Below are 24101 nucleotides of genomic sequence, written 5' to 3' on the forward strand. Positions count from 1 at the left end.
GATAATGCCTTATTGTGCTGCCTTTAGTTGTGATTGTGTCGATGCCCAATTAGAACGAATGAGCATTTCTAATTCATCAACCACATCTTTAATGTTTTCCTGAGCCTTAACCAGGGATTCACGGCTAGCTAAACTGTCTGACGTTTTCTGATCGAAAATGGTGTTAAAGGATGACGAACTGGCAGTGATCGCACTGCTGTGGTTTATGGGATAGCTCATCACCTGACGCCCAAACGCAGAGCGCACGTCTTTCACTATGTCACGCTGAGAATGGTTACCTTTGACATAGTTGGTAACCAGGAATTGCATAAAGTCCCAACCATCGTGACCAAGAGCCGCAACGGTGTGATAAATTTCGCCGAGGCGCTTGAGATATTTATTGTTCGCATCGAAGTCGACCGCTTCTGGATGAACCGGAATAAGCATCGCGGTAGAGGCCATTAATGCGTTATAAAACATAAAATTAAGTGATGGTGCCGTGTCGATAAGAATAATATCGAACTGGTCTTGAACCGGCTCAATGACCTTTTCTAATAATTTATGATAATGACGGGTGCGGTCATAATCACCGCTTTCACGCAGTGCGGTGGCCGTCTCGTGTTCGAAGTAAAAATCATCCATGCCAGAAGGCAAAATACGAATATTAGGAATGTGGGTTTTTAAAAACGCATCACTAACGATCCCTTCCCAGGTCTCACCATCATCCAGTTCGATACAATCTCGCATCAAATCGCCTACGGTAATGGGATCGGGTTCACCCGGTGGGAAAAAGCTGGATGAAGATCCTTGTGGATCCAAATCAATAATACCAATGCGATAACGTTTGATATTTGTGGTGGCAAGGGCTGCAGCGATGTTGACCATACTGGTGGTTTTACCACAGCCACCTTTGAGGGAGTTAATAACAATAACCTGAAGCTTGTCATCGGGTAGACGATGATCGGCATGAATACCCATGACTTCGGCCATGCTGTAGATATTAGCCAGAGTATAAGCGTAGTGGCCATTGGCACCACGGCGGATTTCGATATGATCGAAGTCCCCTTGATCATGGCGTCGTTTCAAGGTGCGATTGTTACAGCCTAATAGATCGGCTGCAGCCTTTTGGGTGTAGGTTCTTAACTCTTTTTCTTCTGATTTAAGGTGGGCTCGATAATGTTGAATACGTCCTTCGAGTGACTTTTCAGCAACATCGGCCGTAGCCTTAAGCAACTGGTAGGTTTTTAGCGCACTTTGTTTTATTGTCATACTTGCATCCCTAAGTTTAAGCCTTGAGTATAATGTCCACCTCTTTAGCTGTAAACATATATTTTAGGCGACATTGCATAAAAAACAAGAAAGACAATTTGATTGCAAACTTCCTATAAGGTAATAACTAGATTAGATTCGTTTAAATATATAGGTATATAAAGGCTAAGCTGATAAAAGTGGCACCTAACTACATGTTTTATAAAGAGATGTCTTGTTTTTTTAGATCAGTATTCTACTTGGTATAGATCTGATTCCTACCAAGTCGTAGATCACTATTTTATGAAGTGAAAATCTCGAATTAAAGTTATTCACAGCTTACCCCTGAGGTTATTCACAAAAATGGCGGGAGAGATCATTTTTTTACTAACTATTTGGTCTTAGTTATACACACAGATGAGTGATTAAGGCACTGATATGTAGATAAAGATCGGATCTTTACCTGCTATAGATCAGATCTATACCAAGCGCCGAGACAGTTATACACAACGCTACCGCATTAAGCGGTGATATTGCGTAAAAAAACAGCTGCTTTGCCGTTTTAAGGATGAAAATAGCAAAACAATGACGTTTAACTTGGTAAAAATATGATCTGGAATGCATGAGTTAATAAAAATCTGATCCAAGAAGGCATTGAACTGAACGTTAAATCGCCTAAAGTTAGTAAAAATGTGATCCCAAGGATGAAACTCGGCTACGGATCAGTTTTTTACTAACATAGATGATTAACTTTTTTCGTATTATGTGTTGATATTACCTTTAGCATCGATAGCAATGGAAAATAACAATGAACCGCAAGGTTAATATCTCGGTAGAAAACTTACCAGACTCTTTGCGAGGCCAGATCAATGGCGTTGAAAGTGCAACGGATAATGAAAATCTGGCGTTGTTCACAGACAATAAAGATGTGCGTATTTCAATCGAAAGTTCTGTGCATGGATTAAGAGCCTACTCTAATACCTTCAATCATTATGATCTTTGGGGGCGTTTTGTTCGTTCCGGCCATAAAAAGCTGCCATTAGAAGATGCGCCCAAGAAGACCATTATTACCCGACGTATCTCGGAAAAAGTAGATGGTATCCTCTATGACGGTGAAATTAAAATTACCCCTGCGGTGGTTAGTACACGTCAAGACGGTGAAGAAGTTGAATGTTTGGTGTGGCCATCGGACAGGGAAGAAAAAGTAGAGCGCGCTTTAATTCGTTTGGCGTCGAAGGGCAAGATTGTCAAAATCAACTTTAAATCGGGTATTCAGTACGCGGTTATTTTCTCGATGAATGAACTAGCCCAGGAACTTAAGGCCGTGGGTCAGTCGATGCCGTATCCGCAAATTAAAGAATCATTGGAAGCCTTACAAGGTTCCAAGCTATCATTTAAGTACACGGCCACCGATACCAAGAATTCTAATATCGACGACTCATTTTATGAGTCGAATATGAACTTCTTATCCTCGTTACACTTCAGTGGTAAGAAGGGGCAGGGCGGTAATGTTAAGTGTGTAGCCTGTCTTAATGCCTTCGTTCATAACATGATCGATAACCTTGAATATAAAGGCTATTACTTCAACCGCGCACAAGAACTTAAACGTGGTTTGTCACGTTGGATGATGTTGCGTTTGTATCACTTATGGCGTTATGCAGCACCGGGTAAGACCTATCATTTCCGTTTGCTATCTATTATGGAAAAATACGGCTCTATCTATGCCGATGACAAGATAACCGACAATAAGCTAAAAGCCTTGCGTCGCGACATGACGACAACCATGAAAGATCTCATCGATAAAGGAGCTATTTCCGATTACAGCATTTCTAATGTGAAAGATGAGGCAAGCGGCAAAATCATCGATTATGTTTACGAAATGCATCCATCCGATGAGTTCTGCGAAGAAATCCTTACCTTGAATAAGCAAAATAAACGCATTGAGATCCAAGGTGGCAAACGTATCGTCGAGAATGCCGAGATCATCGATGAAGAAAGACTAGAAGAAATAGTCGAAAAATAATAACCGGTAATGAATCAGGTAGAATAGCCCACATAAGTGGGCTTTTTTAAAACAGCAAAAGGAAGTGAACACTCACTCACTTCGTGCCATGTATAAACGCTCAACCAAGTATTCATACTCACGCTTTCGTGGGTCCTCTTTTGGTTGATAATCCTTGAGTTCGCCCAGTTTTATATCCGGGTTGTCGTCAAATACTATAAAAGGTAAAGCGCCGCTAACATGGTATCGGCGGTTATCGGCAAAACGCACATTGACTTCCGGCGTTACACGTATTGGCCGGCGAATGCGTAATTTTTCATTTTCTCCTAAACTCGCAACCTTACGTTTTTCCATCTCAACCAATTGCTGCCATTGGTGCTGATCGATCATCCGTGGATTGGAATAGGCGCTGCTTCGCTCTAACATAGTAAGTGCTAACTTACGCGTTAATGATTTAGTTGAATGTTTTTGCATCCAGGTAAAGCGTACCGAGTAGGGGGCATGAGCCTCAAAATGAATATGTCGGTAAAATGCCAGGGTCATCAGCCCGGGCACCGCACTATGAACGGCATCGAAACGGGCGTCATTATTATCCAGCGTCAGCACCTTTTGTTTAAACTCAGTTTTTAGTTCATTGATTTTTTGTAGATAGGGCTCAAAATCAGTGAAAGACTTCCGAGGCAACAAAATGATGCCTGGATGGCGTTTTGCTAATTTACCACTGAGTTCGCCGTCTTTGTGAAAATCTAAAAAGCTGTTTTTAATATGTGTTAGCGCCGCATCACCCTGAAGGCGTTGCACAGCAATGGCGGACAAAGGGTTACGTTCTTGCTCAGGTGTGGGTAAGGGCAATTGAAAATAATTCGATTGGCGATACTCGGTTTGTGCCAATAACTGAGTAAAGTCCTGCAGATATTCCTGGGTTAGGTCGAAAATACTACGAAGCTGTAATTTTATGCTGCTCATAACAATAAAGAACACATCATACTTTAATTCACTAGTCTAGCCGGTAACCCCTTTGTTTAGCAATTATATATTTTAAATACCCATGCTGCGGTCGCCATTAACCACATGAAAGTATGATGTGTTCATTATATTTGCTTTACTCTGGATGAGAGATCACTAAAGTTAATTAAGTGCATAAAATTAGGAAACCTCTTCGATGAAGATCATGTTCGTCTGCTTAGGCAATATTTGCCGCTCGCCGACTGCTCATGCCATCGCACAAAAACGTGCAGTAGAGCAGGGCTTAACCTATATCTCCTTTAGCAGCTCTGGTACGTCTGGGTACCACGTTGGCGAACACCCGGATAAAAGGGCCATCGCTCATGGCGCCCAACATGGCTACGACCTCTCACGGTTAACGGCACAAAGACTGACACAAGACGATTTCTACGAGCAAGATTTGCTATTGACCATGGATGACCAAAACTACCAGGATGTATTAGCCATGAAACCAGCCGATGCGACGGCTATCGTTAAGCGTTTACTCGATTATCATCCTGACCCTGAGTTAACTCAGGTCCCGGACCCTTACTATGGAGGCAACGCAGGTTTCGATACCGTGGTCGCCATATGCGAAACGGCCATTGATGCCATGCTTGACCAGATAGATAACAAGCAGCGCTAATGCTGAGGATACTACCTTAGCAAGCATAAGTATGATGTGTTCAATTTGATATTTACGAGCTGCGACAAAAGTAGGGTACTTTATTTCCCGTTCTTTCCCTTTTACCCTTGCGCTAGGGCGCGCCATTCGGTACTTTCGTGAGTGAGGTACAATTAGGAATGAGGAAAATTGTAAAGTGAAACCCTGGAGTCCAAATAGCTGGAGGGATTTCCCCATAGTCCAGCAACCCACATACCCGGATCAAAGCGTTCTATCAAATGTAGAAAGCGAGCTAAACAGTGCGCCCCCTTTGGTGTTCGCCGAAGAAACACGCAGTCTGTTTAAACAACTGGAAGACGTGTGTGAAGGCCGTGCATTTTTATTACAAGGCGGCGATTGTGCCGAGTCCTTCGCCGATTTTAGCGCCGCCAATATTCGCGATACCTTTAAAACGCTGCTGCAGATGGCGGTGGTATTAACCTATGGTGGCAAGTGCCCTGTGGTTAAAATCGCACGCATGGCCGGTCAGTTTGCCAAGCCGCGTTCGAGCGATTTTGAAACCATTGACGGCGTCAGCCTGCCTTCGTATCGCGGCGACATTATCAACAGCTATGAATTTACCGAGCAGGCCCGTGTACCCGATCCACAGCGATTAATGAAGGCGTATCACCACAGTGCCTCAACGCTTAACTTGTTACGTGCATTTGCGCAAGGTGGTCTTGCCGACTTGCACCAGGTGAACCGGTGGAACATGAGTTTCGTCGCTGCCAACCCGCTCAAAGATAAGTATCAAGAGGTTGCTGATCGCATTCAAGACGCTCTCGAGTTTATGGAAGTCTGTGGCATTAACTCCACCAATGCACCGTCATTAACGGAAACGTCTTTGTATACCTCCCATGAAGCTCTGTTACTGGGCTATGAGCAGGCGCTAACTCGACGCGACCACTTGTCCGGCGACTGGTACGATTGCTCTGCGCACTTTGTGTGGATCGGCGAGCGTACGCGGCAGCTTGATCACGCCCATATCGAGTTCTTCCGCGGCATTAAAAACCCAATCGGTGTTAAGGTTGGCCCGGGTATGAGCCCGGACGAGCTGATCGAATTAATTGACGCGGTGAACCCGGATAATATTCCAGGGCGATTAACGCTGATCACTCGTATGGGTGCCGATGTACTGCCGGAAAAACTGCCCGCACTTGTGCGTCGCGTGCAGCAAGAAGGGCGCAAGGTGATCTGGAGCTCAGACCCCATGCATGGCAACACCGAAAAGGCCAGCTCAGGTTATAAAACCCGCAGCTTCGATAACATCCTGCGCGAAATCAGCCAATTTTTTGCGGTGCATAAGGCCGAAGGCTCACACGCAGGCGGCGTGCATTTAGAAATGACCGGACAGCATGTGACCGAATGCACCGGCGGTGCCTACGGTCTGTCGGATGATGACTTGGCCCAGCGCTACCGCACTCAGTGCGACCCTCGCCTCAATGCCGATCAGGTATTGGAGCTCGGCTTCCTGGTAGCGGACCTGCTAAAAGACGCCCGCAAGTAAAGGTTCAGCAAAAGAAAAAGCGCCCAAGGGCGCTTTTTTTATGTCTGTATTAATACTTACGTCGCTGTAACCCCGACTCAGCCATGATCTTGGCGGAGATTTCTTCCACCGAGTGATGGGTTGAATTGAAGTGCGGGATTCGAAAACGCTTATACAGCATTTCCACTTCCCGGGTTTCGATGCGACATTGACGCATGGAGGCATAGCGGGAATTGGCCATGCGCTCATTTCGAATAGCCGCTAAGCGCTCCGGCTCTATGGTTAAGCCAAAGAGTTTATTTTTATAGGGTTGCAGGCATTTTGGCAAAGTGCCGGATTCGAGATCGTCCGGCGTAAAGGGGTAATTTGCCGCTTTTATGCCGTATTGCAGCGCCAGATATAAACTGGTCGGCGTTTTACCACTGCGACTCACCCCAACCAAAATTACATCGGCCTGCTGATAATCCTTGATATTGGCGCCATCGTCATTTGCCAGTGCATAGTTTACCGCCGCGATACGGAAATCGTAACTTTGCTCATGGATACTGTGGGTGCGATGCACCTTAGGTACCGGCTCTACACCTAACTCAAGCTGCAGTTGATTGCTGAAGGTGCTGATAAAGTCGTAGCACACGGCGTTGCTTGCAAGGATGATTTCACTGAGCTCAGGGTTCACAAAGGTAAAGAAAACGATAGGCTTTTCTTTGCTCGTGGCCGCCGCCTGCTCAATTTGAGCCTTTACTTCTAAGGCTTTTTCTTTGGTTTCTACAAAGGGGATAGTCGTGTGTTCAAATTCCATGGGAAAAAGCGACAAAGTCGCATTACCAAAGACCTCGGCGGTAATTGCGGTACCGTCAGAAATATAAAATGCGTTGCGCATAATCATCCTTTTTTTTCGTAATAACCTGATAAACCGTAAGGCTACGGTTTACGCATCAGTGCTTGCCAGTGTAGAATGTTAGCGCCTCATTTAAAAGGTCATTGTTTTAATGACCAAACTTACAATTTGTTTTTTGGAGAAAGTTCCGTGCAAGAATACGTTCTCTGGTATCAAGAGCTTGGTATGCAAGATGTGCCGAGAGTTGGAGGCAAAAACGCCTCTCTCGGTGAAATGATCTCAAACCTAGCCAACGCCGGTGTACAAGTACCGGGTGGTTTTGCGACGACATCATACGCATTTAACGAGTTTCTTGAGCAATCTGGATTGAATGCTCGCATCTACGACGTGCTAGACAAACTAGACGTTGAAGATGTCAATGAATTGGCCAAAGTAGGTGCCGAAATCCGTCAGTGGATCATCGACACGCCATTCCAGGATTCATTGGACCAGGCTATCCGCGAGGCCTATGGCCAACTACACGCTGACCCAGCACATGACGTATCCTTCGCAGTACGTTCCTCTGCCACCGCCGAAGACATGCCAGACGCATCATTCGCCGGACAACAAGAAACCTTCTTAAACGTGCGCGGCATCGATGCCGTAATGGTTGCTATCAAACACGTTTTTGCTTCTCTATTTAATGACCGCGCTATATCTTATCGCGTACACCAGGGTTACGACCACAAAGGTGTGGCACTTTCAGCCGGTATCCAGCGCATGGTTCGTTCTGACATGGCTTCTTCAGGCGTAATGTTCAGCATCGACACCGAGTCAGGTTTCGAAGACGTTGTATTCGTAACATCAAGCTTCGGTCTTGGTGAAATGGTTGTACAAGGCGCGGTTAACCCGGATGAATTCTACGTTCACAAAGGTACCCTAGCCAAAGGTAAACCAGCCGTTGTTCGCCGTAACATTGGTTCTAAAGCCATTCAAATGGTTTATTCACAAGACCAAGAACACGGCAAACAAGTTGAAATTGTTGACGTAGCCCCAGAGCAAGCCAATACCTTCTCTATTACAGACGAAGAAGTAATGGACCTTGCTAAGCAAGCAGTTATCATCGAAAAACACTACGGTCGTCCAATGGACATCGAGTGGGCAAAAGACGGTAACGACGGCAAGCTTTATATTGTACAGGCTCGCCCTGAAACCGTACGTTCAAACGAAGATGCGAACGTAATGGAACGTTTCCAGCTTAAGCAAACATCTAGCGTTGTTGCCGAAGGCCGTGCCATAGGTCACAAAATCGGTGCCGGCGTTGTTCGCGTACTTAATTCTATCGACGAGATGGACAAGGTACAACACGGCGATATCCTGGTAACCGACATGACCGACCCGGATTGGGAACCGATCATGAAGCGTGCCGCTGCCATCGTTACCAACCGTGGCGGTCGTACTTGTCACGCGGCCATCATCGCCCGTGAACTAGGTATTCCTGCGGTAGTAGGTTGTGGTAACGCCACCGACCTAATCAAAGCGGACCAGGAAGTAACCGTTTCGTGTGCCGAAGGTGACACGGGTTACATCTACCAAGGCCAACTTGAGTATGAAGTACTGACTTCACGCGTAGATGAAATGCCTGACCTGCCAATGAAGATCATGATGAACGTGGGTAACCCGGATCGTGCATTCGATTTCGCTCGTTTACCTCACGCCGGTGTGGGCCTGGCTCGCCTTGAGTTCATCATCAACCGTATGATTGGCGTTCACCCGAAAGCGTTGCTTAACTTCGATGCTCAATCTCCTGAACTTCAGGCAGAAATCAAAGACATCATCGCAGGTTATGAGTCGCCGCGTGAATTCTACATCGCCAAACTGGTTGAAGGTATCGCCACGCTTGGTTGTGCCTTTGCACCTGAGCGCGTAATCGTCCGTATGTCTGACTTCAAATCAAACGAATATGCCAACCTGGTTGGCGGTCAGCAATACGAGCCGGAAGAAGAAAACCCAATGATCGGTTTCCGTGGTGCTTCACGTTATATCAGTGAAGACTTCCGCGAGTGTTTCGCCCTTGAGTGTGAAGCCATCAAGCGTGTTCGTGACGACATGGACTTGAACAACGTTGAGATCATGATCCCGTTCGTACGTACCCTTGAAGAAGGTAAAAAGGTTATCGAGCTACTTGAAGAGCACGGCCTTAAGCGTGGCGAAAACGGTTTGAAAGTGATCATGATGTGTGAGCTTCCTTCAAACGCGCTACTTGCCGAAGAATTCCTTGAGTACTTCGACGGTTTCTCAATCGGTTCAAACGATTTAACTCAGCTAACCTTAGGTCTTGACCGTGACTCGGGTCTGATCGCTCACCTGTTCGATGAGCGTAACCCAGCGATTAAGAAGCTATTGTCTATGGCCATTAAAACAGCCAAGGCTAAAGGTAAGTACGTAGGTATTTGTGGTCAAGGTCCTTCGGATCACGAAGACTTCGCCGCATGGCTGGTACAAGAAGGTATCGATTCTGTGTCATTGAACCCGGATACGGTATTGGAAACCTGGCTATACCTGGCTGAAAAGCTTAAATCGAACTAAGTTCGATTACCGAGTAAGACAAAGAAAAAGGGCGAAATCTTCGCCCTTTTATTTTTTCGCCAATTTGCTATCGAGCAACCGGCACCCCCGCGTAAGGGTAGTTTGGCATACCCGTACATATTTACGGGCAATGGGGTAATGCACGGCGAGCAGGGTCAATCCAATTAAAAAGAATATCACCGAGGGCCCAGGCACCACGGCGAATATCAATCCGAGTATAAAACACAGCGCCGCAGCGGCATTCATCAACCACTTCTTCATACATCACCTACATAATTGCTTATTAACTGACCATAGCGCATTCACAGCTACAAAGTGATTTCAATTTGTAACAATCTGTATATTCTTCAATTTCTAAGCCCGCTCAGCATGCTATAATGGCGCTGTCCGTTCCTGAGGTTTAAGGCCATGATAGCAAAGTTAAGTGTCGAGCAAGTCAGTTCTGAACTGGTATTACATTACCTAAAAACAATCAAAGCTGAAGGCTTCAGCGGCGATGTCGATGCCAGCTATGGCACGCGACTGTTAGCGGCCACCGACAACAGTGTCTATCAGACCATTCCTCAGGGTGTGGTGTTTCCTAAAACCAATAAAGACGTGCAACTGGCATTGAACATTGCCTCGCGCGACCCATTTCTGTCTCTAACCTTTGGCCCACGCGGTGGCGGTACCGGCACCAATGGCCAGTCGTTGACACCGGGTATTGTTATCGATCTTTCCCGCTATATGCGCGAAATTTTGGAAATTAACGAGCAAGAAGGTTGGGTGAGGGTTCAAGCCGGGGTGATCAAAGACCAGCTAAACGACTTTTTGCGCCCCTATGGATACTTCTTTGCACCGGACCTATCCACCAGTAACCGCGCTACCGTGGGCGGGATGATCAATACCGATGCCTCAGGTCAGGGTAGTCTGGTTTATGGTAAAACCTCGGACCACACCCTGGCACTCAAGGCCTTTCTGGCCGATGGCAGCGAGCTCAATACTCAAGGGGTGAGTGTCGAAAAAGCCAAATTGATTGCCGAACAAGACACCGCCGTCGGCAAGGTTTACAAAACTGTATTGGATGTGGCCAGCAGTAAGCGCGATTTAATTTTAGAAAAATTCCCACGCCTAAACCGCTTCTTGACCGGTTATGATTTAGAGCATGTGTTTGATGAGCACATGAGCGAGTTTGATATTGGCCGTGTCCTGACCGGCTCCGAAGGCTCTTTGGCCATAGTCACCGAGGCGAAACTCAATATCACGCCCATCGCCAAATTTAAAACCCTGATCAATATTAAATATGACAGCTTCGATTCCGCCCTGCGCAATTCGCCGTTTTTAGTGGCGGCCGAGGCGACCTCGGTAGAAACCGTTGATAGCAAGGTGTTGAATCTTGCCCGCGAAGACATAGTCTGGCATTCAGTATCGGACTTAATTACCGATGTTCCTGGGCAAGACATGCAAGGCTTAAACATGGTTGAGTTTAATGCCGAGCAAGAAGGGGACATGAAGGACAAAATCGACGCCCTGTGTGCCAAGCTTGACGCCCTTATCGAGAATAAAGAAGCCGGGGTAATTGGTTATCAGCTCACCAATAATGTGGCCGATATACAAAAAATCTATGCCATGCGCAAAAAGTCCGTTGGCCTGCTCGGTAATACCAAGGGCGCGAAAAAGCCTATTGCCTTTGCCGAAGACACCGCGGTTCCGCCGGAAAACCTCGCCGACTTTATTGCCGAGTTCCGTGAATTACTCGACGGTCACCAACTTGATTATGGTATGTTCGGCCATGTCGATGCCGGCGTTTTACATGTGCGTCCGGCGCTGGATATGTGCGATCCGGAGCAGGAAAAAACCCTGCGCCAGATTTCCGATCAGGTTGTTGCACTCACCGCCAAGTACGGTGGCCTGATGTGGGGCGAACACGGTAAAGGGTATCGCAGTGAATACGGCCCGGAGTTTTTTGGCGACGAGCTATTCCAGGAGCTGCGCCGTATTAAATCGGCCTTCGATCCGCACAACAAGCTTAACCCGGGCAAAATCTGCACCCCCCTTGAAAGTAACGACCGCTTGGTGAGCGTTGATGATAAGAAGCGTGGCTGGTTCGACCGTCAAATTGATATTCAGGTACGAGATAGTTTTGCCAACAGCATGAACTGTAACGGAAACGGCTTGTGTTTTAACTATGATGTCAGCTCACCCATGTGTCCTTCATACAAGGCCACTGGCGATCGCCGTTACTCACCAAAAGGCCGCGCCGGATTAATGCGCGAGTGGCTTCGACTACAGGCGGAGCAGGGCGTTGACCTGCTCGAAGAAGAAAAAGTTATCAGCAAAAAAGATGGCCCCACCTGGTGGGAGCGTTTCCTTAATACCCAAAATAAACGCAAGGGTCAGTACGACTTTTCACACGAAGTGAAAGAGTCCATGGACGAGTGCTTAGCCTGTAAAGCCTGTACCACGGCATGCCCGATTAAGGTCGATGTGCCGACATTCCGTGCTCGCTTTTTGAACTTTTACTACAGCCAATACAACCGCCCATTAAAAGATTATCTGGTTGCCGGCATAGAAAACACGGCACCACTGTTGGCTAAGTTTTCGGCCATTACCAACCCAGTGGTCAAATCGTCACCGGTACAATGGGCGATTAAAAAGACCCTGGGTTATGTGGATACACCGACGCCGAGTCATCCAAACCTGGCCCAGCGCACCGCCACTTTAGAAAAATTCCACCTTAATAAACTTGAAGGGCTAAGCGAAGATCAACGCCGAGATTATGTGCTTATAGTGCAGGACCCCTTCACTAGTTTTTATGAGGCCGAGCTGGTTGAAAGCTTTGCCAAGGTTGTGCGGGCTCTTGGCAAAAAACCAATTATCCTGCCATTTAAACCCAATGGTAAGCCACAACATGTAAAAGGCTTTTTGGATAAATTTGCCCGCACAGCCAAAAACAGCGCCGCGTTTTTACAGCAGGTTGGCGACTTGGGTATTCCCATGGTTGGGCTCGATGCCTCCTTGGTGCTTTGTTATCGTGACGAGTACAACACCGTCTTGGGTGAGCAAAGAGGAGACTTTGAAGTTTTATTGGCCCATGAATGGCTGGGCGAGCAAACTTTTAAACAACAGGTTTTTGAGCCACAACAAAGCTATGTGTTATTGAGTCACTGCAGTGAAACCACCGCCTTACCGCACAGTGCCAAGGTGTGGCAAACTATTTTCTCGGCCTTGGGGTTACAACTGGATCCGCAAGCCACCGGCTGTTGTGGTATGGCTGGCACCTATGGCCACGAGCTGCAAAACCAAGAAAACAGTGCTGCTTTATATAACCTAAGTTGGAAGGCCAAGGTAGATAACACTGCACCTGCTCAGTTATTGGCCACGGGTTTTTCATGCCGTAGCCAGGTGAAACGCTTTGCCCAATTTAAACCTCAGCACCCCATCGAGGTGCTGGCCAAGGTGTTGCACTAGTCTCGTTTGGCCAAGCCCTTTTTGCTGAAAGAGTTAGCGATGGGGCGAGTGGTAATACCGTGAATAAAGACGCTGGTCAAAATGGTCAGCGTCGCCAACTCATTTAGCAAACCGTCAGCGGAGTCTAACACCATCAGGGTAAAAACGATGGAGGCCAAGCCCCGCGGACCAAACCAGGCCAAGGTAAACTTTTCTTTAAAATTTAATCCGTTAAATACAATTAAACTAAATAGAACGGGGATAACCCGCACCAAGATCGCGGCGACCAGCGCAAACACCAGCTTGCTCCAACTTAAGTCCATGCTCTGCAACTGCCAATAACTGTAGGCACCGAACAAACACCAAATCAAATACGAAAAGAACTCGGCAATGTGTTCGCTTTCCTCGATCAGTCTCATATCCTTACTAGGCCGATACAAATAATCAAACAGCAAACCGGCCACGAAAGCGGCTACAAATCCGCTGCCGCCCAAGGCTTCAGCCACACTGTAATTCACGATAGCCAATGACAAAATTAAAAATGGACTGGAGGCCTTTTCAAAAAAATGACGGCGGGCGCTGTATCGTATCAGGTAAGTTGCTGACCAGGTGATCAAGATGGCGACCACAAGGGCTATGCCCACTTCACGGAACATAAATTCCAGCATCTTCATTGGCGGCTGCCAATTGCCCAATTGCCAGGACAAAAACAGGAATAAAAAGACTGGCACACACAGGCCATCGTTTAATCCACTTTCAACATTGATGGCTTCACGAAGTTTAAAGGCACCGCCTTGGCTTCTAAGATCCCTTTACTCAGGGCGGCATCGGTGGGCGTTAAGATAATAGCCAATAACGCCAAGGCCAATAACCCCATTTCTGGAAATAGCAGGTGACCGGTTAGTACGGTGGCACAGAAAGTGAGTGGCAGGGCGACAAACAAAAGCAGCACGGGATATTTATAGGCGCGCTTTAAAATCGCCAGTCTGGTTTTTGCCGCGTCGGAAAATAACACCACCGCCAAGGTTAGTTCGACTAAAGGCAGCAATTTTTCCAAGGGTTGGCTGATTTGAAATTCCGCTAAGAACAGAGCCGCAACCACCATGCCGGTCAGCACAAAGTACATGGGGCCGGTGAGTTCGGCCCGTGCCAACTGGCGAAATGAAATGGAGTAGATAAAAAATGCCAACGCCAATAAGATTGCGATGTAATATTCCATGGCCTATCCTCACAGCCTGCTTAAAGCATGCTTAAAGCTTACGTTTAACGCCCGACTTGGCTCGTTCTTTTATATTAGTCTGAATATAAATTTGATCTGTGGTTGCTAATTTAGCATGGCCCAGGTCTTCCGATAAATGTTTTAGCGGCCGGGTTTGCGCATCATGGGTCGCACCGGTGTGGCGCAACCAGTGCGCGGTTGCCGCCGTAAGTTTTTCCGCCTCTTCGATAAAACCGTCTTGATGAAGTGCGGCGGTAGCCAAGTCAAAACTTTGTTGTACTAAACGACGAATTTGTCTCACCGTCATGCCGCCTTTACCGCGTAGTTTATGAACGAGTGGATAAGGTTCATCAACCCGGGGCAGGGCACTGAGTCCGCGATATAAACGGTAGCGTTTTAGATAGGCAATAAAACTTTCGCTAAGGGTCACGTCCCGTAATTTATTGCCTTTACCCATGACCCGTAGAAACCAAAAGCCGTCGGCGTCTTGCCAAAAGTGCGACATGACCGGCGACCAGTTGGGCCGCTCCGACAATTCAGAAATACGTAAATACAAACCCTTCAAACAGGCGAGAGTAAATAGGTTACGTTCGAGCTGCGGATCGTCTTCGCAATTTTCTTCGGTTACCCGTAAAACATATTCCCATTGCAGATCACTTAACGTATCTGGTTGATTTATTTGAGATTGAACGACCAAATAAGGGCAGTTTTTCTTAACCACGGGAACAAAGTTAGTGAATGAACGTTCTTCTAAAATAGCGAACTTATAAAACACATTGAGCGCCGTGAAGGTCGAATTCAAACTTTGCTGGCTCGGCTTGGTTTCTTTGGCCATAAAGGGGCGCCACTTTGGATTGGCAATACGCTGACCAAGATGTTGTTTAAATCGCCACTGCACCGAGTCCGAACACCATTCGGCGCTGGGCTCAACAACAAAATCGATATAATGCTCAATATCTTCGCGTTTTAACGCCAATACCGAGGCGCCTTTAATTAACCAGGACCAAAGGGCAAAACGCTCAATTTCGTTGCGAAAGCGGGTAAAGGTGGCGTCGGATTTACGGCCATAGACGTACAAATATTGGTAAATAAATGATAAATCTTTCGAAATTTCAGCAAGGTTTAAGCTTTGATGGTCTATAAATAAAGCTAGTTCGGGATATTCGCTGTTCAGCGTGCCATCTTCAAGATGGGCTATTTGATAACGCAGTTGCTTAAACGTATCAACTAAAGGGGTAAGCATAAGATAAATAACCATAATATTTATAGTCTTAGCTTATCACAAAGTCCGATACTGTCTAGTATTGGACATTAAAGAAGGAGTACTTTATGAAAATCAGAGCTTCATTTGTGCACATCATGCTACTTACGGTTGCCGTACTTACCTTAAATGGTTGCGCCACCTCCAGCAATGCCAGTCCGCAAGCGAAAAGAGAGATGGTACAAAGCATGCGCAGCCAGACATTGAAAACTTTGTATGTGCGCAAACCCGATGTGCAAAACCAAATTGCCACCAGCGCCGGCTATGCGGTATTCGATAATGCCAACGTCAATGTTCTATTTGCCAGTTTCGGCGGCGGCTATGGTGTGGTAAAAAATAACCGCACCGGTAAATGGACCTATATGAATATGGGCGAGGCGGGCTTAGGCCTTGGCCTGGGTGTTAAGGATTTTAATGTGGTCATGGTGTTTCATACCGAAGCAGCATTGAACCGATTTATTGATCACGGTTGGGCGTTTGGCGGTAATGCCGACGCTGCGGCCAAACACAAAGAAAAAGGTGGTGCGGTCACCGCCGAAGCGATCGCCGATGATGTTACCGTTTATTCTCTCACCGAAACAGGATTAGCCTTGCAAGCCGTGTTAAAAGGGACTAAATTCTGGGTAGATAATGAGCTAAACTAACATTTCTAAAGACTTATGGTTGGAAAGTGGTCTATTTTTGATTAAATAGGCCACTTTTTTTTGTTTTATCCCTTTCTATACAGCGCCTTAGCGCTTCTCATTCGATACTTTACCGGCACTTTATAGAATCATACGTTATTTAACATAATCTAATTTATGGGCTATTAAGTACAGACAGAGCCCTCAGGCTCATTTTGTGCTACACCTAATACCAACCCCGCTGTAAGCAACAACATTGCCGCAGAATTGCCTACAGCTTTAATCTTTTTTGCAATGGCCTCGTAAACCGTTTTTTCTTCTTCTGATTTCGATTTCTCAATACCAAGGTTAATTATTACTTCCTGCTCATTGAGATTGGCTTCACTCGCAATGAACAAAGCCTGCTCTGCCGTCAGGTGTCTAGTTCCTGCCTTGATGTTTGCCAACACGCCTTTAGATAATTTCGGTATGTCCATAGCAGCTTGTTTATCTTGAGAATACCCCTTCGACTTCTTGTAAATCTCAATCAGTTCGTAGCTGTAGTTCATGGCTCTAGCCCTTGAATTTATTGGTGATTCTATTTTAGTCCACATTTTTGATGATTCATATCTTGACGGTCATCTATTTTGATGTCTAGAATATCACAGACATCACTTTTGATGTTTAGGGAATCACAGGAGTCACTTATGACAGTTCAAGATATTTTAAAGCAGTCACAAAACAGCTTTACTAACATTTGGGTTAACGCAGGGATATTGCGCCGTCATACCATTGGCACTAATGCCTATCAGATGTTGGCGCTTTCTATCAAAAAAGAACGCGCCACTATTGAAAAGTTACGTGTGCTTTTCTTGCCTAACATTGCCGATGCTGAATTGCACAGCGCTATCATCCAGTTGGATGCAGACTTAGAAAAATTCACAAACCAACACCCTAGCTTTATCGACATGTCGGGTTATCACTCGCTTATCGGCGCACTGGAGTTCTTTGGTCAAGAATGGTTAAATCGTAGAAACGCCAGCCTTAAGCCCCCTGCTTGTGATTCCCGTCATTGCTCAAACATTGAGTATGCAGGGGGCGCTTTATGAATTATTACATTCGCCCTTTAATAATTATCGTTTTGTGCTTTTTTAGCGCTTTCATAGCTCAATACTTTCATGATTTAGATAAAGAAATTTTGTCTGTCTTTTTTACTCTTTTCGGTAGTGCCTGCGGAATAATCTTTTTTGTAGTTCTTGAGGATTCTTATAATTCTTATTTAGAGGACTCAAAAAGTGATTGATTGGCTAACCGCAGTATTCCCAATTCGTCACCGCTTTATAAATAATGGTCACATTATTAGTGTTGACCGTTTTGGTGAAGAAGAATGGCACACTCACAAGCGCAATACGTGTCGTGGTTCGTACGAGTCAGCTATTCAGATTTGCAGCAATGACATTACCGAGTGCCATAACTTCGGGCACACTCTATTCATAGATGGGAACCCAACCAAGTTCCTCCAAGGCCATAACATAGCAGGCACAGATGATGTCTGCTTGTTAGCCTTTTTAACTGTTAACGCTATTTTCCAGCAGTTCGAGCTATACGACACCCAATTTGAAGATGGGGAATATACCCCTATTCGCTTTGCTCATGGTCAGGTTATTGTGCTTAATGAGTTCACAGAGCGCAGCATTAAATCCGGCAATTTTATAATAAAGAAAATAGATATTAACTATATGTATCAGTTAGAAAACCAGACTGATGCAGAAGCGTATATCGATGCTTGCTCGGAGAAAACACGCACCCGCCACGGCCGCGCTTTAAATGACAAAGGTACAGTATATTGGGGTAAGCACTCCCGCCGTTGGGCTATAAAGCTCTACAGTAAATACAACGAATTGATGCGCGGTGGCAAAGGTCACGGTTTGCCAGTTGAACTATTAAATAGTCCGCTATTGGACTTTTGCCGCGCCAAACTTCGCTTTGAACTCCGTCTCATGAAAGCGGAACTCCGGAAACTTGCCTTAGCGTTTTTCGATGCAGAGGAGTTCAAAGCATCCTTCTTTAATGCCCCCGTCACTGATGACGATGGAAACCAATTTATTTTGACACCCGAGTCACTTTTTAACCGCTACATAGCGAGAATCGATATGAATGCACAAGTCCCTATTACTGGACGAAAGTCCCTAGAGCTACCGAACAAGGTACGTGGCACATATGAGTTATGGCGCACCGGCCACAATGTACGAGACATAATTTCGCGCCCAACGTTTTACCGCCATAGAAAGGAATTGGCCGAGTTCGGTATCGATATCAGCTTACCTCCAGCGAACGCAGAAGAACATAAGGCGCAAGTCGTCCCACTGGTCAGAGTCTTAGAAGCTCGTCCGGCCTGCACCGCTGAAATCCAACAATATTTAATTAACTAAGACGGGAGTCACAACCATGAACCAACTACGTTTCGGCACTAACTTCACTGGCATCTGTAAAGGTGTTAAGCAGAACCTTAAGACCAACAAGCAAACAGGCGAACAATACAACGAGATTTTTGTCGGTATCGCTATCCCTAAGGCAAACGGCTTTGAGGGTGAAGAAACTATTTTCGATATCCAAATCGGTAAAAAAGCACAGGACGCTGGTCTACCTGGCATTTTGGCTGAGTCGCAAGGTAAGACGATTACAGTTCCTATCTTCCAGCGCCACCGCTCTTGGAAAGAAAAGGTTTATTCCAACACCTACCTTGGCACCAGTGAAGCTAAGGATATTGTTATTCACCAGAAGGCTAGCTAGTTATGTGGGCTATTTTCCTTGCCGTAGCAGCTCTTTTTTACCTTTTTTCCTTCGGCTCTTCCTACCTAGCTAGCGCCTTAGAAAACGAGTACTTAAAAGAGTTCTTTTATATATCGTCCGGTGCATTTGGGCTTTTTAGCTTTGCTTTCGCAGCTCTTACCATATTCGCCGTTATGCTCTTTTTCGATTCCAACAAGGTATACAAGGGGAGTTGATATGGAATCTGTAATCATCACCGCCGAGCAAATCAAAATGTTAACGGATACGCTATTCATTGTCGTCATGGGCGGCACCTTCGTTGGTCTAGCTGTTTACGATTTGCTTTTAGGTTCAACTTATTTCCTGCTTGGCAAGCTGGAAAAATCAGCCACCTTTAAGCGCTTTATCGAAAAAGCTCGCGCTCGTAAACGCATTACACACCCCGAGCGCTTCGACGACACCAAAGACTAATGCTGTACCCCATAACCCCGATAATTGAGGAACTACTTATGAGTATTGAACTAATCGCCGCCCTATCTTGTGCTGCTGGTTTCGTAGCTGGTTATATCATGGCTACCAAGAACGCCAAGCAAAAAGCTGATAAGGCGCAGTAATCATGTCAACTACCGAGTTTGAAACTCTCGTTTATATCATTGTTGCAATCGCTTGTTGTATAGCGGCCTTTCTTGGCTATCAGGCGGGGTCGCAACGATGATAGATAGCTTTCTTGCTCAGGTAATTGGCTCACTCGTATTTTGCTGGTTCGTTGGGTACTGCACTGGTCGTGTACACCTAGCGGTCCGGCAATTTATAGAACGTGCAACCCGCACATAATCAACCACCAACATAGGTATATCACTATGAAAAAGCCACAAGCTGTCGCGATGACAACTTTCGCTAAAACTAAAGCAATCAAAGCAAAAACTGCGATTACTTCGGTTTTAGTTACTGGTATGGCGTTAGCCACCTCTGCCGCCCACGCTGCCCTAGACCCCGTCAAGGTAACAGCTGTTGAAACCGAAGTACTGGCCGACGTAGCAACCGCTGCCGGTTCTGGTATGACGGTACTGGGAACCGTACTTGCAACCTCTGTAGGTATGTCACTACTTAGCCGCTTCATCAACAAAGGTGCCAACGGCTAACCCTCCCAACCTCTCCTGTAGGAGGCTTCGGCCTCCTTTTTAAGGTGATTCTATGAAAACCTTTATTTTAACTATTCTTTTAGTCCTTTCTTTTGGTTCATTTGCCAACCCTGCCGAGATAATTACCCCACTTGGTAACCCTCGTGTAACTCCAGTCCCTAAGCAAGCTATTCAGTATCGTAGTTTTGCAGCCAACGACCCAAAATTTGGTATCGCTACTTTGCGTACTTCTGGCGCTTCAGTTGGTCGGACTGTTTTAAAGTCTGTTCTTGGTCGTAACCCGTACTGGTTGGCTGTCATGCTTGCCGCTGGTTACTTTCTGGATACTGATGGCATTTGGAAAAAGCAAACTTCAAACGCTAATACTCAATTAAGGTGCAGCTTACTGCCGCCCTCCGATACTGTTTTCTATCCCTGCACTCAGACCCAGGTGCATGATTATTTATTGGATTATTGGGTTAACCAAATGGCTAAAAATTACACCCTGACTGGTAACAACCAATTAAATATCACTAATTTTGATTCTAACCCTAGCGCACCAAAAACTGTTTATTATGACTACACAATCGAGGCTTATAACGTTTATAACGATGTAATTACTCTGTCTAATTCCCTAACTTTCAATATTCAGATGTTTGAAGAAATAGAAACGCAGACAGAAGTTTTTGACACCCTCGCCGCTGCTGATTTGTACCTTGCTCGCATGGGTATTACTTCTGGTCCTGATGTGCTTACTCCTGAAGCTTTTCTTCAGCCTGGTACCACCGAGGCTTATCCTGACTTTTATGAATCAGTCAGCCCTATGCCTGAACTTTCTCCTGCTCTTTCAAGCGCTCTGTCTTCTCTTGCTTCTGGTTTACATCAAACAACTGACCCTAATGCTGCTCACTATATTGACCCTGCTATGCTTCCCCAAGTGCAAGCTGCGCTCAATTCTGCATTTAATGACCAACCTTTCTATGACCCTTATGCCGATACCGTTGTAGATCCAGTTGCTGAACCTATGCCCGACCCCAATCCTGAACCTGCTCCTGAAATCAACGTTAACGTTGAATTTCCTCCTTTCGAGGGTTTGACCCAGCAACAATACGAACAATCTAACCAGAAATGGCACAACGAGCTGGCTAACGGCTTACCTGAAATCCAACAGGATTGGACTCAACACCAAGATGATTTCACATCATCAGTTCAGGCCGTTGAAACTACAGACGTACCTACCGAAATTTTTGATATTAGCTCTCTTTGGCAAATTGGTACTGGCTCCTGTATCGGCTACACCGATGTCTCCAATTTATCGAACGGTACTATCACGCTCATCTATGACAAGCATTGCCCCGCCTATGACTCTTGGGGTCGAACGCTTGTTAGCTGGTTCTTGGGCATCATCACCGCGCTATACATATTCCACTTGTGGGATAAAACCATACTAATGACTGCATCATCATAAGGGGGCTTTATGGGTGCTATTGCTGCTTGGATTGGCTCTGCCATTACTGGCTTTGTCAGTCTCATTACAACTTTGCTCGGCCAAAAGCTCGCCTTTAGCGCCGTGTATATCGCTGTATATTCCGCTATCGTCGTCGCTTTTACGCTTGCTATAAACGGCCTTTTAACTTCGCTTATGGTATCTGCCCCAGCCCAAGGCTTTATACAGGCTGGCTTTTCTTTGGTTCCCAGCTTTGCATCAACTTGTATAGGCGCTATTGCTACCTCTCACGCGCTTAGGTGGGCATACCTCTACAAGCACAAGCTACTTAACATTAAGGTCAAGTCATGAGCTGTTGGTTCATTGAAGGCCGCCGAGGTGGTGGTAAATCTAAATACGCAGTTCGCATGATTCGTGGTCGTTTACGTAATGGTCGCGCTGTTGCCACTAACCTAAATCTTAATCTTGATAAATTGGTGCCAGGTGGTAAAACGCCAGTTATACGTTTACCAGATAGGCCACGTTCTGAGGATTTTTTAGCGCTTGGCAAGGCCTATCCTGAGCTTGACCCTGATAAGCCTGAAACCTATGACGAATCCAAGTTCGGTCTAGTTGTCGTTGATGAAATGCTTGTCTCGTTTAACTCTCGTGGTTGGAAAGATAAAGACCGTCAGGCTTGTGTCGATTGGTTCGTTCAATCTCGAAAATTTGGTTGGCACTTGGTTTTTATAGGGCAAGACGTTGAAGCCGTAGACAAGCAACTTCGCCAAGCTCTTATTACTGAAATTTATTCCTGTAGGGCTTCTACTGCTATCTTTGGTCGCGGTATGGCTAACACCATAATACAGCTGCTAGCCAAGCTATTTACCCTTGGCAAGGGTATCCCTAAATTTCATGTTTGCCGTTTTTATGATGGTCAACAACTCAAACGTAAATCCGATGGGGTTGAATATTTCAGGCTTAATGAGCTTCACTCCTGCTACCAGACAGGCCAGCAATTTAATCTTGATTTAGTGGTTAACAAGAAAGGCGACTTGGTAGATATGCGCTCCATTTACAGCGTATTGCCTGATTCTTACCTCTATCCTTGGTATCATGCTACAGGAGATAAGCCCGTGTCCGAAACTACAGAACAACTCCCTCAACGCGAACAGCCTAAAGAGAAAATTATCCAGCCTTGGCACTATGTTGTAGGTGCTATTTCTGCTGTATTTCTCTATTTTGGCCTTGGTTCTGACGACCCAGAAGCCGCTGAGCAAGTAGCTACAGCAACAACCCAAACCAGCACGTTAAACACTGTTGCTTCTGCCCTTGTGCCGAACTCCACCCAAGCGGCCACAAGCGTTGAACCTGAAATCTATATCACTTGCAGCGTTCAAAATATCAATACAGGGGTTTTTGATTATTGCTTTGAAAAGAATGGCAAACCTTTCCATCCTAACGATGCCGGCTTTGCTATTAATCAAATCAAAGCCTGCTCTGCTCAGTTAATCGACCCATTTGATAACACTAAAATCAATGTCACATGCAATCCATATCGTGTACCATCTTTTACATACGATAGGACAGCCGCACCGCAAGACGCTGATAGCTAGCGAGCCAAACAGCTCAGCTGTTGGCCGATAGCTAGCGGCGGCTTTTAGGGAAAGCATATGAAATCACTTTATTACCGTCTAACCTCAATACTTAGTGTCTCTTACGTTTCTTACCCTAAACCAACTCTTAAATTTTCAGGTTTAATTTCAGATCTTCACCGTAATGAGCTGTCCCAGTTCTTTACCTCCACTGCATTTAGGAAGGGCCTACCCAGGCGTTGTAAAATAGAGTTTCATTTAGTTAGGGACGGTTCACGCCTAAGACTTGTATTCACCAGTTACCCCAGCGAACAGATCCAACAGCGAATTAGAAATGTATTTCGTTTTTCTGATTATGAACTTTCAAAATCAAAGTCTAATCTTGCAAAAAAATAGTACCAAAAATTAACCTGGCTTCAGCTGCTCGATTAAAATTTTGGTACCACAAATTGACCTGGCCCAGGATTACCTGGGCTTTTTTTGGTACTAAATTTCACTAAGCACCTTAACCGCTTCTTTGATTCGGTTAATCTTTTCCTTTCTCCTGGTGAGTTGATTACTAAGAACTTCATTTGCGTTCTTGTAGTTATCCAGCTGCTCCTTTAGTTGGGGCATCTTCATTGCTGCTTTAGCTACTGCCTTAGAAGCCGTCTTTTCTCCAGTCATCTGTTTAAGCTGCTCTACAATCCGCTCATCTAAATCGGTAATCTTAATTAGCATCTCATACCGCCTTAGCCATGCGGCCTGTTTTAATGTTCCTAACCATCATTGGAGTATGGTCTGGGTGTTCGCATGTAAACTGTGCCATAAGTTTAAAATCATCCTCTGCTTCAACTGGCACCCAAACTGTAATTTTCTTAAAACCCATATTGCGTTTTCTTGCTTCGTATTCACTGTTTCTGCTCAT

Annotated in this window: 23 protein-coding genes; 13 read left to right on the forward strand and 10 right to left on the reverse strand. The window is 45.7% G+C overall.

Going from position 1 to position 24101, the window contains the following annotated elements; all coding sequences use genetic code 11:
* Positions 1 to 9: 9 nt before the first annotated feature.
* Entirely contained in the window at positions 10 to 1248 is a 1239-nt protein-coding gene (locus C2M29_RS05930; RefSeq protein WP_105188882.1) for an AAA family ATPase, read from the reverse strand.
* A gap of 787 nt (positions 1249 to 2035) precedes the next feature.
* Between C2M29_RS05930 and C2M29_RS05935 the strand changes: the two genes are divergently transcribed.
* Entirely contained in the window at positions 2036 to 3250 is a 1215-nt protein-coding gene (locus C2M29_RS05935) for a replication protein A (RefSeq protein ID WP_105188883.1), read from the forward strand.
* Positions 3251 to 3322: 72 nt separating this feature from the next.
* Here the strand turns inward: C2M29_RS05935 and C2M29_RS05940 are convergent, their stop codons facing one another.
* Complete coding sequence (locus C2M29_RS05940; RefSeq protein ID WP_105189314.1) at positions 3323 to 4195, reverse strand: DNA replication terminus site-binding protein; 873 nt, start codon at positions 4193 to 4195, stop codon at positions 3323 to 3325.
* Between the two features lie 196 nt (positions 4196 to 4391).
* Here C2M29_RS05940 and C2M29_RS05945 point away from each other — a divergent pair, with 196 nt between their 5' ends.
* Entirely contained in the window at positions 4392 to 4859 is a 468-nt protein-coding gene (locus C2M29_RS05945; RefSeq protein ID WP_105188884.1) for a low molecular weight protein-tyrosine-phosphatase, read from the forward strand.
* Between the two features lie 175 nt (positions 4860 to 5034).
* On the forward strand, positions 5035 to 6384 hold the full coding sequence (locus C2M29_RS05950; protein WP_105188885.1) for a class II 3-deoxy-7-phosphoheptulonate synthase: 1350 nt from the start codon (positions 5035 to 5037) through the stop codon (positions 6382 to 6384).
* A gap of 49 nt (positions 6385 to 6433) precedes the next feature.
* Here C2M29_RS05950 and ppsR read toward each other — a convergent pair whose 3' ends face one another.
* Positions 6434 to 7243 (reverse strand): posphoenolpyruvate synthetase regulatory kinase/phosphorylase PpsR, encoded by an 810-nt coding sequence (gene ppsR, locus C2M29_RS05955; protein WP_105188886.1) that lies wholly within the window; start codon positions 7241 to 7243, stop codon positions 6434 to 6436.
* A gap of 147 nt (positions 7244 to 7390) precedes the next feature.
* Here ppsR and ppsA point away from each other — a divergent pair, with 147 nt between their 5' ends.
* On the forward strand, positions 7391 to 9769 hold the full coding sequence (ppsA, locus tag C2M29_RS05960) for a phosphoenolpyruvate synthase (RefSeq protein ID WP_105189315.1): 2379 nt from the start codon (positions 7391 to 7393) through the stop codon (positions 9767 to 9769).
* Positions 9770 to 9817: 48 nt separating this feature from the next.
* Here ppsA and C2M29_RS05965 read toward each other — a convergent pair whose 3' ends face one another.
* Complete coding sequence (locus C2M29_RS05965; RefSeq protein ID WP_105188887.1) at positions 9818 to 10030, reverse strand: PGPGW domain-containing protein; 213 nt, start codon at positions 10028 to 10030, stop codon at positions 9818 to 9820.
* Positions 10031 to 10177: 147 nt separating this feature from the next.
* Between C2M29_RS05965 and ydiJ the strand changes: the two genes are divergently transcribed.
* Entirely contained in the window at positions 10178 to 13219 is a 3042-nt protein-coding gene (gene ydiJ / locus C2M29_RS05970; protein WP_105188888.1) for a D-2-hydroxyglutarate dehydrogenase YdiJ, read from the forward strand.
* Here ydiJ and C2M29_RS16795 read toward each other — a convergent pair.
* The 3 genes from C2M29_RS16795 to C2M29_RS05980 are packed head-to-tail and all read right to left on the reverse strand — an operon-like array spanning position 13216 to position 15660.
* Positions 13216 to 13929, reverse strand: coding sequence for a cation:proton antiporter domain-containing protein (locus C2M29_RS16795; protein WP_267894147.1), 714 nt, complete (start codon positions 13927 to 13929; stop codon positions 13216 to 13218). The two genes, ydiJ and C2M29_RS16795, sit on opposite strands and share 4 nt — an antisense overlap.
* Before the next feature lie 14 nt (positions 13930 to 13943).
* Positions 13944 to 14417: a cation:proton antiporter domain-containing protein gene (locus C2M29_RS16800; protein WP_267894148.1), complete on the reverse strand. Its 474-nt coding sequence runs from the start codon at positions 14415 to 14417 to the stop codon at positions 13944 to 13946.
* A gap of 31 nt (positions 14418 to 14448) precedes the next feature.
* Positions 14449 to 15660 (reverse strand): tyrosine-type recombinase/integrase, encoded by a 1212-nt coding sequence (locus C2M29_RS05980; protein WP_105189316.1) that lies wholly within the window; start codon positions 15658 to 15660, stop codon positions 14449 to 14451.
* An 86-nt stretch (positions 15661 to 15746) separates the two neighbouring features.
* Here C2M29_RS05980 and C2M29_RS05985 point away from each other — a divergent pair, with 86 nt between their 5' ends.
* A complete protein-coding gene (locus C2M29_RS05985) occupies positions 15747 to 16322 on the forward strand; it encodes a YSC84-related protein (protein WP_105188889.1) in 576 nt (191 codons plus the stop codon).
* A 164-nt stretch (positions 16323 to 16486) separates the two neighbouring features.
* Here the strand turns inward: C2M29_RS05985 and C2M29_RS05990 are convergent, their stop codons facing one another.
* Positions 16487 to 16849: a hypothetical protein gene (locus C2M29_RS05990; RefSeq protein WP_105188890.1), complete on the reverse strand. Its 363-nt coding sequence runs from the start codon at positions 16847 to 16849 to the stop codon at positions 16487 to 16489.
* 138 nt (positions 16850 to 16987) lie between these two features.
* Between C2M29_RS05990 and C2M29_RS05995 the strand changes: the two genes are divergently transcribed.
* From C2M29_RS05995 to C2M29_RS06040, 7 genes are all read left to right on the forward strand, one after another.
* On the forward strand, positions 16988 to 17389 hold the full coding sequence (locus tag C2M29_RS05995) for a hypothetical protein (protein WP_105188891.1): 402 nt from the start codon (positions 16988 to 16990) through the stop codon (positions 17387 to 17389).
* A gap of 186 nt (positions 17390 to 17575) precedes the next feature.
* Positions 17576 to 18712: a phage/plasmid replication protein, II/X family gene (locus tag C2M29_RS06005; protein ID WP_105188893.1), complete on the forward strand. Its 1137-nt coding sequence runs from the start codon at positions 17576 to 17578 to the stop codon at positions 18710 to 18712.
* Positions 18713 to 18728: 16 nt separating this feature from the next.
* On the forward strand, positions 18729 to 19073 hold the full coding sequence (locus C2M29_RS06010; protein ID WP_105188894.1) for a DNA-binding protein: 345 nt from the start codon (positions 18729 to 18731) through the stop codon (positions 19071 to 19073).
* 216 nt (positions 19074 to 19289) lie between these two features.
* Positions 19290 to 19523, forward strand: coding sequence for a hypothetical protein (locus C2M29_RS06020; protein ID WP_105188896.1), 234 nt, complete (start codon positions 19290 to 19292; stop codon positions 19521 to 19523).
* 389 nt (positions 19524 to 19912) lie between these two features.
* Positions 19913 to 20194, forward strand: coding sequence for a hypothetical protein (locus C2M29_RS06025; protein ID WP_105188897.1), 282 nt, complete (start codon positions 19913 to 19915; stop codon positions 20192 to 20194).
* 52 nt (positions 20195 to 20246) lie between these two features.
* On the forward strand, positions 20247 to 21641 hold the full coding sequence (locus C2M29_RS06030; RefSeq protein WP_105188898.1) for a hypothetical protein: 1395 nt from the start codon (positions 20247 to 20249) through the stop codon (positions 21639 to 21641).
* 326 nt (positions 21642 to 21967) lie between these two features.
* Complete coding sequence (locus C2M29_RS06040) at positions 21968 to 23215, forward strand: zonular occludens toxin domain-containing protein (protein WP_105188900.1); 1248 nt, start codon at positions 21968 to 21970, stop codon at positions 23213 to 23215.
* A 465-nt stretch (positions 23216 to 23680) separates the two neighbouring features.
* On the opposite strand, the gene C2M29_RS06045 is transcribed toward C2M29_RS06040, so the two are convergent.
* Both C2M29_RS06045 and C2M29_RS06050 read right to left on the reverse strand, forming a co-directional pair.
* Positions 23681 to 23914 carry a hypothetical protein gene (locus C2M29_RS06045; RefSeq protein WP_105188901.1) on the reverse strand — a complete coding sequence of 78 codons (234 nt, stop codon included), beginning with the start codon at positions 23912 to 23914 and terminating at the stop codon, positions 23681 to 23683.
* A 1-nt stretch (position 23915) separates the two neighbouring features.
* Positions 23916 to 24101, reverse strand: a complete 186-nt coding sequence (locus C2M29_RS06050) for a hypothetical protein (RefSeq protein ID WP_105188902.1) — start codon at positions 24099 to 24101, stop codon at positions 23916 to 23918.

The organism is Pseudoalteromonas sp. T1lg48 (assembly GCF_002964785.1).
Lineage (GTDB): Bacteria > Pseudomonadota > Gammaproteobacteria > Enterobacterales > Alteromonadaceae > Pseudoalteromonas.